We start from the raw sequence: 13,028 nt of genomic DNA on the forward strand, positions 1-13,028 counted from the left end.
ATCATGCACTGCAGCAGGACATGCAGCGACCTGGATGAGCTTCTTTTCGCAACATCGAGGCAAAGAAAAAGCGGGCCGAAGCCCGCTTTTTCATTTGCGAAAGCGTGAGGACCAACGGTCCTCACCCACCGCACGATCAGCAGTACCGATTATTCGGCGCTGGCGCCTTCGCCTTCTTCGACTGCCTTCATCGACAGGCGGATACGGCCCTGCTTGTCGACTTCCAGCACCTTGACCTTGACCACATCGCCTTCCTTCAGCTTGTCGCCGACCTTCTCGACGCGCTCGCTGGAGATCTGCGAGACGTGGACCAGGCCATCCTTGCCCGGCAGGATGGTGACGAACGCACCGAAGTCCATGATCTTGGCGACCTTGCCTTCGTAGATGCGGCCCGGCTCGACGTCCGAGGTGATCTGCTCGATGCGGGCCTTGGCAGCCTGAGCAGCGATGGCGTTGACCGACGCGATGACGATGGTGCCGTCGTCCTGGATGTCGATCTGGGTGCCGGTTTCCTTGGTGATGGCCTGGATGGTCGAGCCGCCCTTGCCGATCACTTCGCGGATCTTGTCCGGGTGGATCTTGATGGTCAGCAGGCGCGGCGCGTAGTCCGACAGCTCTTCACGCGGAGCGGTCAGGCCGTGGGCCATCTCGCCCAGGATGTGCAGGCGGCCAGCCTTGGCCTGCTGCAGGGCCTGCTTCATGATTTCTTCGGTGATGCCTTCGATCTTGATGTCCATCTGCAGGGCGGAGATGCCCTCAGCGGTACCGGCCACCTTGAAGTCCATGTCGCCCAGGTGATCTTCGTCACCCAGGATGTCGGACAGAACCACGAAACGATCGCCTTCCTTGACCAGACCCATGGCGATACCGGCCACCGGGGCCTTCACCGGCACGCCGGCGTCCATCAGGGCCAGCGACGAGCCGCAGACCGAGGCCATCGACGAGGAACCGTTCGACTCGGTGATTTCCGAAACGACGCGGATGGTGTACGGGAAGGCTTCCAGCGACGGCATGACAGCCAGCACGCCGCGCTTGGCCAGACGACCGTGGCCGATTTCGCGGCGCTTCGGGCCCATCATGCGGCCGCACTCGCCCACCGAGAACGGAGGGAAGTTGTAGTGGAACAGGAAGTTTTCCTTGTACTCACCGGCAACGGCGTCGATGACCTGGCCATCACGGGCGGTGCCCAGGGTGATGGTCACGATGGCCTGGGTTTCGCCGCGGGTGAACAGCGAGGAACCGTGGGTACGCGGCAGCACGCCGGTCTTCACGGTGATCGGGCGGACGGTGTCCAGCGCACGGCCGTCGATGCGGACCTTGGTGTCCAGCACCGAGTCACGCATGGTGCGGTATTCCAGCTCGCCGAATTCCTTCGACAGCTCGGCCGGGTTCCAGCCTTCGGCGGCCACGCGGCCCGCCAGGGCTTCGAATACGTCCTTCTTGATCGCCGAGATGGCGTCGCGGCGCTGCAGCTTGTCACGCACCTGGAAGGCTTCGCCCAGGCGCGGGCCGATGGCTTCCTTCAGGGCGGAGATCAGCGCGTCGTTCTTGGCCGGGGCTTCCCAGGTCGACGGCTTGGTGCCGGCTTCGACGGTCAGCTCGTTGATCGCGTTGATGACCTTCTGCATTTCGCGGTGACCGAAGGTCACGGCGCCCAGCATCACTTCTTCGGACAGCAGCGCGGCTTCGGATTCGACCATCAGCACGGCGTTGGAGGTACCGGCGACGACCAGTTCCAGCTGCGAGTCAGCCAGTTCGCTGACGGTCGGGTTCAGGATGTACTCGCCGTTCTTGTAACCGACCTTGGCAGCGCCGATCGGACCCATGAACGGGGTACCGGCCAGGGCCAGGGCAGCCGAGGCACCGATCAGGGCCGGGATGTCACCGTCCACGTCCGGGTTCAGCGACATCACGGTGGCGATGATCTGCACTTCGTTCTTGTAGTCTTCCGGGAACAGCGGGCGGATCGGACGGTCGATCAGGCGCGAGATCAGCGTTTCCTTCTCGGTCGCACGGCCTTCACGCTTGAAGAAACCACCCGGGATACGGCCGCCGGCGTAGAACTTTTCCTGATAATCGACGGTCAGCGGGAAGAAGTCCTGGCCTTCGCGCGCGCTCTTGGCGGCGACGGCGGTGACCAGCAGTACGGTGTCGTCCATCTTGACGATGACGGCACCGCTGGCCTGGCGGGCGACTTCGCCGGTCTCAAGCGTGACGGTGTGCTTGCCGTACTGGAAGGTTTTGGTGATTTTTGCCACGGAGGGTGTCCTTGGGGATGCTGTCTGCGAATTTGGACCGTCGGCGACCCTTGCCGCCAGCGGGTGACCGGATCGTTCCGGCCTGAATCGGGGATTGCGGTACTACAAAACAAAACCGCGGCGCATCGCTGCGCCGCGGGGAATTCGTTGCTTAGCGACGCAGGCCAAGCTTCTCGATCAGGGCCTTGTAACGCTCGACGTCCTTCTTCTTCAGGTAGTCGAGCAGGCTGCGACGGCGGTTGACCATCTGCAGCAGGCCGCGGCGGCTGTGGTGGTCCTTCTTGTGGGTCTTGAAGTGGCCGGTCAGCAGTTCGATGCGGGCGGTCAGCAGGGCCACCTGGACTTCCGGGGAGCCGGTGTCAGCGGCGCTGCGCTTGTTGTCTTCAATGACCTTCTGGGTGTCGATCGACATTTCTTTTTTCTCTGTGATGCGTGGCCGGCAGGAACGCGCTTCGCGCACCGCCAGGCTCGCCGTGGACTACGAGGATGAAACCTGCACGAGGCAGGCTGCCGGAAAACGGCCGCGAAATTGTAACGGCCAGGGGCTTCCGGGACAAGGACCGGGGCTGAACCGCCCTGGCCCCGGTCAGAGGTTGAAACGACGCTGCGGAGCCAGCAGGCCACTGCCATCGACCTGGCCCAGCCCCTGGACAGCATCGCCCGGACCGAACACCGCCACCAGGCCGTGGGGCCAGGACGGGTCGCGCTGGCGCTGGCCGACGCAGAAGCGATGGGTCTGGTCGGCATCGAGATCGACCCGCGGGTATTCAGCCAGGCCGGCCGCCAGCGGCAGCAGCAGCGCATCCATGGCCGCCTCGTCGCCGGCCTCGGCCATCGCCCGCAGCTGGTCCAGGGTGACCATCGCCGGTTCGCGGAACGGCTCCACCCAGAGCCGGCGCAGCGCACTGATGTGTGCGCCACATCCCAGCGCCTCGCCCAGGTCGCGGGCCAGGCTGCGGATGTAGGTGCCCGAACCGCAGGTCACGCGCAGCCGCAAGCGCTCAGGCTGCTGCTCCAGCACGTCGATGGCGTGCACCTGCACCTCGCGTTCCGGCGCCTCGATGACGTCACCACGGCGGGCCTTCACATACAGCGGCTCACCACCCTGCTTCAGTGCCGAATAGACCGGGGCACGCTGGCGGATGTTGCCGGTCAGCGGCGCCAACGCGGCCTGCAGGGCCTCGGCACCGATCGCCGGTACCGGGCGCTGCAGCAGCACCTGGCCCTCGGAATCGTCGGTATCGGTCGTCTGGCCGAGCACGATCTCGGCATCGTAGGCCTTGGCCGACCCCAGCAGCAGCCCAGCGATCTTGGTCGCCTCGCCGAAGCACAGCGGCAGCAGACCGGTGGCCAGCGGGTCGAGGCTGCCGGTGTGGCCGCCCTTCTCGGCACGGAACAGGCGACGGGCCACCTGCAGGGCGGCGTTGGAGCTCATGCCGGTCGACTTGTCGAGCAGCAGGATGCCATCCAGGCGGCGGAACTGAATTCGGGTCATGACAGATACGGGTAGCGCCGGGCCATGCCCGGCGAGCGCGAAGCGCGGCCAGCGTCCGGCCTCGCACGGTCAGAATGAAAAGACGCCGGGCATGGGCCCGGCGCTGGCTTATTCTTCGTCGCTCTCGCGACGCTTCTCCGCGGCCAGCGTATCGGGCAGGTCGCGCAGGAGGTTGTCGATATGCTCGCCACGATCGACCGAGTCGTCGTAGTGGAAATGCAGCTCCGGCACATGGCGCAGCTTCATCGCCCGGGCCAGGTCCATGCGCAGGCGGTAGCCCAGTTCCTTCAGGCCGGCCACCGCTTCCGCCGAACGCTCCGGCATCAGCGCGGTGACGAAGACCTTGGCATGAGCCATGTCGCGGGTGATTTCCACGTCGGACACGCTCACCGAGGGCAACCCGTGCTCGCGCACGGCGTTGTGCACCAAGGTGCCGAGTTCGCGGCGCAGCTGGGCAGAGACACGGTCGGTTCGATGGAAAGTCTTGGGCACGAGGAGCTCTTGGTTCAGTTGTCGCCCGACCAACGGTCGGGCGCTACCTTAGATTCGATTGTCGCCCGGCCAACGGTCGGGCGCCATCTTTGATTCGATTGTCGCCCGGCCAACGGTCGGGCGCTACATCTACCATGGTACCCGACCGTTGGTCGGGTTCTACATCACGGTAGGGCCCGACCGTTGGTCGGGCCGCCTTGCAGCATTACAGGGTGCGCGGCACTTCGATACGCTCGAAGCACTCGATCTGGTCACCCGGCTTGACGTCGTTGTAGGCCTTCACCGCGATACCGCATTCGGTACCGTTGCGGACTTCCTCGACGTTCTCCTTGAAGCGACGCAGCGATTCCAGCTCGCCCTCGAAGATCACCACGCTGTCGCGCAGCACGCGGATCGGCTTGTTGCGCTTGACCACGCCCTCGATGACCATCGAGCCGGCAACAGCGCCCAGCTTGGAGCTGCGGAAGACGTCGCGGACCTCGGCGATACCGATGATCTCTTCGCGGATCTCCACGCCCAGCAGGCCGGAGGCCACCTGCTTCACCTGATCGATCACGTCATAGATGATCGAGAAGTACCGCAGGTCCACGCCGTTGGATTCGATGATGCGACGGGCCGAAGCATCCGCACGCACGTTGAAGCCGATGACGGTGGCCTTCGAAGCGGCCGCCGAGTTGGCGTCCGACTCGGTGATGCCGCCCACGCCGGAGTGGATCACGTTGATGCGGATGTCGTCGTTGGACAGCGCGACCAGTGCCTGGCTCAGGGCCTGCACCGAACCCTGCACGTCGGCCTTGATGACCAGGTTGAGGACCTGCTGGCCCTCGCCCTTGCCCAGGGTCGCCATGATGTCTTCCATGCGGCTGCCCGCGGTGGCGACCAGGCGCGATTCACGGCGCTTGGTCTCACGCTGCTGGGCAACGTCCTTGGCCAGGCGCTCGTCCTCGACGACCACGAAGTCGTCACCGGCTTCCGGCACGCCGGACAGGCCCAGGACCTGCACCGGGATGGACGGGCCGGCGAACTCCGGCTGCTTGCCGGTTTCGTCGAACAGCGCACGCACGCGGCCGTACTGGATGCCGCACACCAGGTAGTCGCCCTTCTTCAGGCGACCCTGCTGCACCAGCACGGTGGCGACCGGGCCACGGCCCTTGTCCAGCGACGATTCGATCACCACGCCCGAGGCCCGGCCTTCGTCGACCGCCTTCAGTTCCAGCAGTTCGGCCTGGATCGAGATGGCGTCCAGCAGGTCGTCGATGCCCAGGCCGGTCTTGGCCGAGATCTCCACCATCTGGGTGTCACCACCGAAGTCCTCGGCCACGACCTGCTCGGACAGCAGTTCGTTCTTGACCCGCATCGGGTCGGCGTCGGACTTGTCGATCTTGTTGATCGCCACGATCAGCGGCACACCCGCCGAACGGGCGTGCTGGATCGCTTCCTTGGTCTGCGGCATGACGCCGTCATCGGCAGCAACGACCAGCACCACGATGTCGGTCAGCTTGGCGCCGCGCGCACGCATCGAGGTGAACGCCGCGTGGCCCGGGGTATCCAGGAAGCTGATCACGCCCTTGGGCGTATCCACGTGGTAGGCACCGATGTGCTGGGTGATGCCGCCGGCTTCGCCGGTGGCAACCTTGGTGCGGCGGATGTAATCCAGCAGCGAGGTCTTGCCGTGGTCGACGTGGCCCATGATGGTGACCACCGGCGGACGCTGGGTGGCTTCGCCCTGGTTTTCACCGGCCGAGGCCAGCAGCGCGTCTTCGGCGTCGTTGTCGTTGGCACGGATCGCCTTGTGGCCGAGTTCTTCGGTCACCAGCGCGGCGGTGTCATGGTCGATGGACTGGGTGATGGTGGCCATCACGCCCATCTTGAACAGCGCCTTCACCACCTCGCCACCCTTCAGCGCAAGCTTCTGCGCCAGGTCGGCCACGGTAATGGTGTCGCCGATCGCCACTTCACGCACCACCGGTGCGGTCGGACGTTCGAACGCGTGCGGGCCGGCGTTGTTGCCACCACGCGACATGTCGCGACGGCCACCGGCCTGGTTGCGGCCGCCCGGACGACCACGGGTGTTGCTGTTGTTGCTGTTGCCACGACGCGCACGATCGGCCGCAGACAGGTGCATCTGGCCGGCGAAACGATCACCCGGGCCACGCTCGTTGCGCGGCGCGCTGCGGTTGTTGCGGTCGTCGTTGCGCGGCGGCGGCGCAATGCGCGGCGCAGCCGGGGCTGTCGCCGGGGCGCGCGGCGGGCGCGGCGCGGTTTCGTCGATCGGAGCACGCTTGGGCTTGCTGGCAGCCAGCGTCTCGGCCGCCTTGGCGGCAGCCGCAGCTTCCTCGGCGGCCTTCTTCTCGGCCTCGGCGCGTTCCTTGGCGGCGGCCTCTTCCTCGCGGGCACGGACGATGGCTTCGTCGCGCAGACGATCCTTTTCGGCCAGCGCCTGCTGTTCGGCGAGGTTGCGCGCACGCGACTCTTCCAGCTTGCGCAGGATGTCGGCGCGCTCTTCGTCCGGCGTCATGGCGCGAGCACCATCCTTGACGTAGGTACGCTTCTGGCGCACCTCGACATTCACGGTCGTCTTGCTGCGACCGGAACTGACCGTCACTTCCTGCTGTTTCCGGCGGTTGAGCGTGATCTTCTTTGCAGACTGATCCGTCTCTTCCGGGGCCTGCTCGGGCTTGCCGTGCGAACGACGAAGGAAGCCCAGGAGCTTCACCTTCTCGGTACTGGTCACGACCTGGTCGGGACCGCTGAACTTCATGCCGGCACCGGCCAGCTGTTCCAGCAGTTTTTCGACCGGCGTGTTGACCAGTTCGGCAAGCTTGCGGATGGTGGTTTGCTGCGACATTCGGATCCTATGATCTTGTGGGCGCCCCCCCGCATCTGGAGGTGGCGCGGATTCTACGCCCTGAGCGGCTCAGGGCCCTGTTCATTGCCGGCTCATTCGCCGCGTTCCAGTCGGGCGATCTCCTCGGCACGCGCGGCCAGGATCAGCGCCGCAGCGCGCTCCTGGTCCAGCCCTTCAATGCCGAAGTCCATGACCTCGTCGGCGGCCAGGTCGGACAGGTCCTCGCTGGTACGCACGCCGTGGCCGGCCAGCGCATACGCGGTGGCTTCGTCCATGCCCTTCAGGGACAGCAGGTCCTGCGCCGGCTGGCCGTCTTCAAGGCCTTCCTCGACTGCCAGGGCCTCATTGAGCAGCGCATCGCGGGCACGAGCGCGCAGCTCTTCGACGATGTCTTCGTCGAAACCTTCCACGGCCAGCAGTTCGCCGACCGGGACATATGCGATTTCCTCGACGGTGCCGAAGCCTTCGCTGACCAGGATGCCGGCGATCTCTTCGTCCACTTCCAGCTTGTCCATGAACAGCTGGCGTGCGGCGGCCTGCTCGGCCTCCGACTTGGCGGTGACCTGGTCCTGGGTCATCACGTTGAGCTGCCAGCCGGTCAGGCGGCTGGCCAGGCGCACGTTCTGGCCGCCCTTGCCGATCGCCTGGGCGAGACGGTCTTCGGCAACGGCCAGGTCCATCGAGTGCTTGTCTTCATCGACGATGATCGACTGGACTTCGGCCGGCGCCATCGCATTGATGACGAAGTTGGCCGGATTGTCGTTCCACAGCACGATGTCCACGCGCTCGCCGTTGAGCTCGTTGGACACGGCCTGCACGCGCGAACCGCGCATGCCGATGCAGGCACCGATCGGATCGGTGCGCTGGTCGTGGGCCAGCACGGCGATCTTGGCGCGATCGCCCGGATCGCGCGCACAGGCCTTGATTTCCACCAGGCCCTGGCCGACCTCCGGCACTTCCAGCTTGAACAGCTCGATCATGAATTCCGGGGCGGCGCGGCTGATGAACAGCTGCGGACCACGCGGTTCCGAACGGACCTCGGCCAGGTAGCCGCGCACGCGGTCACCGGCGCGCAGCACGTCGCGCGGGATGCCCTTGTCCTTCGGAATGAAGCCTTCGGCGTTGCCGCCGAGGTCGACATAGATGTTGCCACGCTCGGCGCGCTTGACCACGCCGGTGATCAACTCACCGACACGATCCTTCCACGCGTCCACGACCTGCTGGCGCTCGGCTTCGCGCACGCGCTGGACGATGACCTGCTTGGCGGCCTGGGCAGCAATGCGGCCGAAGTCCGGGTTCTCGATCTGTTCTTCGATGTAGTCGCCGACCTCGACGCCTTCGGCTTCGTCGACGGCATCCATCAGGCGGATCTGGCGGTCGGGCGACTCCATGACCACATCATCGGCCACCACTTCCCAGCGGCGGAAGGTTTCGTAGCTGCCATCCTTGTGGTCGATGACCACGCGGGTCAGCACTTCCTCGTCGGGATAGCGCTTCTTCGCTGCCGAGGCCAGAGCGGCCTCGATGGCATCGAAGATCACTTCACGCGGCACGCCCTTCTCGTTGGCGACTGCGTCGACTACCAGCAACAGTTCCTTGCTCATTGGCTCACTCCGCGCGCGGCTTCTTTGCCGCCGGCTCGTTGGAAGAAGAATTCGTGTTCGGCTTCGGACGCTTCGGTGCCGGACCGGTCGGCTTGCTCGGGGCCAGCCCCAGCGCCACCCAGTCGGGCATGATCCGTGCCTTGTCGATGTTGTCGGCCGACACCACCACTTCGGCCTTGTCGACGATGAAGGTGATGGTGCCCGCAGCCTCGTCGGTCGCCTCGATACGCCCCTGCAGGCGACGACGGTTGTCCTGCGGCAGCTTCAGCGTGACCTTGGCCGATTCACCCTGGTGGCGAGCGAACTGCTCCAGGTTGAACAACGGGCGATCCACGCCCGGCGAGGACACTTCCAGCGTGTAATTGCCGCTGATCGGGTCTTCGACGTCCAGCTGCGCCGACACTTCGCGGCTGACCCGCTCACAGTCGTCGACATTGATGATGCGCTCGGGCTGTTCAGCCAGTGGCACGTCGATGTAAAGGCGCAGGGTCGCACCGCCGGGGGCCGGCAGATACTCAACGCCCAGCAGCTCCAGGCCCAGCGACACAACGGTCGGGGCGAGCAGATTCGCGATGTCGGTTGCCTTGTCGCTCACAGCCTGCCTTGATCTCTTGGTTGGGTGCCGGCCTTGGCCAGCGTGAAAACATGACGCCCCGGAAACGACAAAGGGCCCGCTGGGCCCCTTTTCCGGAAAGACTCCGGTGACTGGATTCCGGTTGCAACCTGCATTGCCTGCCGGTCGCGGCCCTCCTTCCGGATCCGGACTCCCGCTGGGAGGCCGCCTTCAGGGGTACTGCTAGGCCGCTGATGATAGCGGCTGCACCGCGCTGGTGCAAGGTGCGGGCCTGGGGGCAGCCCCTTTTCCGCACCGGCAGTTCGGGCATGGCTCGACTCTACAGAAACGGGCCACAGCCCAAAGAAAAACGCCTTCGAAGGAGGACTTCGAAGGCGATCTCTTTACTTGGTAGCGGGGGCAGGATTTGAACCTGCGACCTTCGGGTTATGAGCCCGACGAGCTGCCAGACTGCTCCACCCCGCATCAGGAGCGGAATTATGAGCGATTGCTTCGAAACATGCAAGCTTTCCCTCATCCATCAAATCGGTTGGCGCCGATCCGACGTTGGTAGCGGGGGCAGGATTTGAACCTGCGACCTTCGGGTTATGAGCCCGACGAGCTGCCAGACTGCTCCACCCCGCACCGGAAGTGTTTGAACTGTTGCCGCGCTCTTTCGAGGACGGCTACCGCAACGATGTTCTGGCTGAACCGCTGCAGTGACAACTCAGGCTGCGCATATTACACGAATCGCGCAGCTTTGTGTCAATTTTTATGCAAGATGCGCAAATGCCTGCTGGCACCAGACCATGATCGGGTTCCAGGCAAGGCCCAGCGCCAGCAGTGCCAGCGCGTTCACGCCCAGCACCAGGCCCAGCACGCGGTCGTTGCTGCGCGGCATGGCCTCGCCCACCGGCTCATCGAAGTACATGACCTTGATGACGCGCAGGTAGTAGAAGCAGCCCACCACGGCGCACAGCACGCCAAGGATGGCCAGCCACAGCAGGCCGCCGTTGACGGCCGCGCCCAGCACCGCCAGCTTGGTCCAGAACCCCAGGAACGGCGGGATGCCGGCCAGCGACGCCATGATGCACAGCACCAGGCCGGCCATCCACGGATTGCGGGCGTTGAGCCCCTTGAAGTCCTCGATGTTCTCGGCTTCGAAACCGGCGCGCGACAGGGCGATGATCGCACCGAAGGCAGCGGTCGACATGATGGCGTAGGCCAGTGCGTAGAACAGCGCGGCGGCATAGCCCTGCGCGCCGCCACCGGCGATGCCCATCAGCAGGAAGCCGATGTGCGAGACGGTGGAGAACGCCAGCATTCGCTTGAGGTTGCTCTGCGCGATGGCCATCAGGTTGCCGATGACCAGCGAGACTGCGGCCAGGCCGGCAATGAGCAGCTGCAGCTCGGTCGACAGCGGCCCCACGCCCATTTCCAGCAGGCGGTAGGCCATGCCGAAGGCCGCCAGCTTCGGCGCCGAGCTGATGAACAGCGCGATCGGTGCCGGGGCACCCTGGTAGACGTCCGGCAGCCACATGTGGAACGGCGCGGCGCCCAGCTTGAAGGCGACGCCGGCGATCATGAACACCGCACCGGTGATCAGCAGCACGCGCTCTTCCGAGTGCGGGATGGCATCGCGGATGACGTCCAGGTGCAGGCTGCCGGTGGCGCCGTAGATCAGCGACATGCCGTACAGCAGCAGGCCCGAGGCCAGCGAGCCCAGCACGATGTACTTCATCGCCGCTTCCGAGGCCAGGCCGTTTTCACGGTTGCTGGCGACCAGGGCGTAGGAGCACAGCGCCAGCAGCTCCAGGCCCAGGTAGACCATCAGCAGGCTGCCGGCCGAGACCAGGATCATCATGCCGGCGGTACCGAACAGGATCAGCACCGGGATCTCGCCCTGGAACAGGTTGCGGTCACGCAGGTAGCGCCAGCCGTAGATCAGGGTCAGGCCGCTGAGCAGCACGATCCCGGTCTTCATCACGTCCGCGGCGGTATCGCGCACGAACATGCCATGGAAGACCTCCCCCTGCCCGCCCACGCCGGTGGCCAGCATGAACAGCACCACGGCCAGCGCAGCGAGCGCGAACAGGTGGGTGACGATCTTGTTCCGGTTGCTGACGAACAGGTCGAGGATCATCAGGGCGAAGGCGCTGCCGATCAGCACCAGCTCGGGAGCGAGCGGTGGCAGGTCAGCGGCGGTCAATGGCAGCAGCGGCGAGGTGGTCATCATCAAATCCTGGAATTACAGCAGCTTGCTGGATGCGATCTGCATCGCCAGCTTCGCGATCGAGGGCTCCATCAGGTCGGTCAGCGGCTTGGGGTAGATTCCCAGGGCCAGCACGCCGATGGCGAACACGCCCAGCACCAGCCATTCGCGGCCGTTGATGTCCTTCAGTTCGGCCACATGGCTGTTGGCCACTTCGCCGAAGAAGATGCGCTTGTACAGCCACAGGGTGTAGGCGGCGCCGATGATCAGGGTGGTGGCCGCGCCCAGGGCGATCCACGGATTACGCTGGAAGGCCGAGAGGATGACCATGAACTCGCCGACGAAACCGCTGGTACCCGGCAGGCCAGCATTGGCCATGAAGAACAGCATGGCGAAGGTGGCGAACCACGGCATCACGTTGACCACGCCGCCGTAATCGGCGATGCGGCGGCTGTGCATGCGGTCGTACAGCACGCCGACGCAGGAGAACATGGCGCCGGACACGAAGCCGTGCGAGATCATCTGCACCATGGCGCCCTGCAGGCCCAGGCGGGCGGCATCGGCGTTGCCGGCTTCACGCACCAGCCACAGGGCGATGAAGGTGCCGAGGGTGACAAAGCCCATGTGCGCGATCGACGAGTAGGCGATCAGCTTCTTCATGTCGTCCTGCACCAGGGCGACCAGGCCGACATAGATCACTGCGATCAGCGACAACGCGATCACCAGCCAGGCCCATTCCTGCGACGCGTCCGGAACGATCGGCAGGTTGAAGCGCAGGAAGCCGTAGCCACCGATCTTCAGGGCGATCGCGGCCAGGATCACCGAACCGGCGGTCGGCGCTTCCACGTGGGCGTCCGGCAGCCAGGTGTGGACCGGGAACATCGGCACCTTGACCGCGAAGGCGATCAGGAAGGCGAAGAAGATCCAGGTCTGTTCCTTGGCCGACAGCGGCAGTGCGTACAGGTCGGCCAGCTGGAAGCTTCCGCCCTTCATGTACAGGTAGATCAGCGCCACCAGCATCAGCACCGAGCCGAGGAAGGTGTACAGGAAGAACTTCAGCGCGGCGTAGATGCGGCGCGGGCCGCCCCAGACACCGATGATCAGGAACATCGGAATCAGCATCGCTTCGAAGAACACGTAGAACAGCATCGCGTCCGTCGCAGCAAAGATGCCCACGGTGACGCCTTCCAGGATAAGGAAGGCCGCCACGTACTGGTTCACGCGCTTGTCGATGGCGCTCCAGGCGCCGATCAGGGCAAGCACGCTGACCAGGGTGGTCAGCAGGATCAGCGCCACGGCAATGCCGTCCACGCCCAGGTTGTAGCCGATCTTGTACGCCGGGATCCAGGCGTGGGTCTCGACGAACTGCAGACCGTCGACTCCCGCGTTGTAGCCGCTCAGCAGCGAGAGGCTCGCCACGAACGTCAGCACCGCTACGCCCAGCGACGCCCAGCGGGCGGTCTGCGCATCACGGATCGCAAGAATCAGGGCACCACCGATGATCGGCAGCCAGATGAGGACACTGAGTAGAGGCCAGTTCGACACGTCTTCTTATTCCGTACAGGT

The 13,028-nt window shown here is 65.1% G+C and carries 9 protein-coding genes and 2 tRNA genes; all 11 read right to left on the reverse strand.

What is annotated here, in order from left to right:
- Window positions 1-149: 149 nt before the first annotated feature.
- A complete protein-coding gene (pnp, locus tag ACTXG9_RS04960; RefSeq protein WP_005417884.1) occupies window positions 150-2,258 on the reverse strand; it encodes a polyribonucleotide nucleotidyltransferase in 2,109 nt (702 codons plus the stop codon).
- Between the two features lie 151 nt (window positions 2,259-2,409).
- Window positions 2,410-2,670: a 30S ribosomal protein S15 gene (rpsO, locus tag ACTXG9_RS04965; RefSeq protein ID WP_005417886.1), complete on the reverse strand. Its 261-nt coding sequence runs from the start codon at window positions 2,668-2,670 to the stop codon at window positions 2,410-2,412.
- A 174-nt stretch (window positions 2,671-2,844) separates the two neighbouring features.
- Window positions 2,845-3,753 (reverse strand): tRNA pseudouridine(55) synthase TruB, encoded by a 909-nt coding sequence (truB, locus tag ACTXG9_RS04970; protein WP_019660574.1) that lies wholly within the window; start codon window positions 3,751-3,753, stop codon window positions 2,845-2,847.
- A gap of 108 nt (window positions 3,754-3,861) precedes the next feature.
- The gene (gene rbfA / locus ACTXG9_RS04975) at window positions 3,862-4,245 is read right to left on the reverse strand and encodes a 30S ribosome-binding factor RbfA (protein WP_019660575.1); all 384 of its coding nucleotides are present in this window, start codon (window positions 4,243-4,245) and stop codon (window positions 3,862-3,864) included.
- A gap of 205 nt (window positions 4,246-4,450) precedes the next feature.
- Window positions 4,451-7,093, reverse strand: coding sequence for a translation initiation factor IF-2 (gene infB / locus ACTXG9_RS04980; protein WP_111097923.1), 2,643 nt, complete (start codon window positions 7,091-7,093; stop codon window positions 4,451-4,453).
- Window positions 7,094-7,185: 92 nt separating this feature from the next.
- A complete protein-coding gene (nusA, locus tag ACTXG9_RS04985; protein ID WP_019660577.1) occupies window positions 7,186-8,697 on the reverse strand; it encodes a transcription termination factor NusA in 1,512 nt (503 codons plus the stop codon).
- Between the two features lie 4 nt (window positions 8,698-8,701).
- A complete protein-coding gene (gene rimP / locus ACTXG9_RS04990) occupies window positions 8,702-9,292 on the reverse strand; it encodes a ribosome maturation factor RimP (protein ID WP_019660578.1) in 591 nt (196 codons plus the stop codon).
- Between the two features lie 367 nt (window positions 9,293-9,659).
- Window positions 9,660-9,736: transfer RNA gene (locus ACTXG9_RS04995), tRNA-Met, on the reverse strand.
- 82 nt (window positions 9,737-9,818) lie between these two features.
- Window positions 9,819-9,895 (reverse strand) — tRNA-Met (locus tag ACTXG9_RS05000).
- A gap of 127 nt (window positions 9,896-10,022) precedes the next feature.
- Window positions 10,023-11,483 carry an NADH-quinone oxidoreductase subunit NuoN gene (nuoN, locus tag ACTXG9_RS05005; protein ID WP_019660579.1) on the reverse strand — a complete coding sequence of 487 codons (1,461 nt, stop codon included), beginning with the start codon at window positions 11,481-11,483 and terminating at the stop codon, window positions 10,023-10,025.
- Window positions 11,484-11,498: 15 nt separating this feature from the next.
- Window positions 11,499-13,007 carry an NADH-quinone oxidoreductase subunit M gene (locus tag ACTXG9_RS05010; protein ID WP_019660580.1) on the reverse strand — a complete coding sequence of 503 codons (1,509 nt, stop codon included), beginning with the start codon at window positions 13,005-13,007 and terminating at the stop codon, window positions 11,499-11,501.
- Window positions 13,008-13,028: the final 21 nt, after the last annotated feature.

It is taken from the genome of Stenotrophomonas maltophilia group sp. LNF247 (assembly GCF_054083135.1).

Bases quoted from the DNA above. Each gene is read 5' to 3' on its own strand.
- nusA (WP_019660577.1), bottom strand. From the start codon at position 8,697: ATGAGCAAGGAACTGTTGCTGGTAGTCGACGCAGTCGCCAACGAGAAG.
- nuoN (WP_019660579.1), bottom strand. From the start codon at position 11,483: ATGACCACCTCGCCGCTGCTGCCATTGACCGCCGCTGACCTGCCACCG.
- rpsO (WP_005417886.1), bottom strand. From the start codon at position 2,670: ATGTCGATCGACACCCAGAAGGTCATTGAAGACAACAAGCGCAGCGCC.
- infB (WP_111097923.1), bottom strand. From the start codon at position 7,093: ATGTCGCAGCAAACCACCATCCGCAAGCTTGCCGAACTGGTCAACACG.
- truB (WP_019660574.1), bottom strand. From the start codon at position 3,753: ATGACCCGAATTCAGTTCCGCCGCCTGGATGGCATCCTGCTGCTCGAC.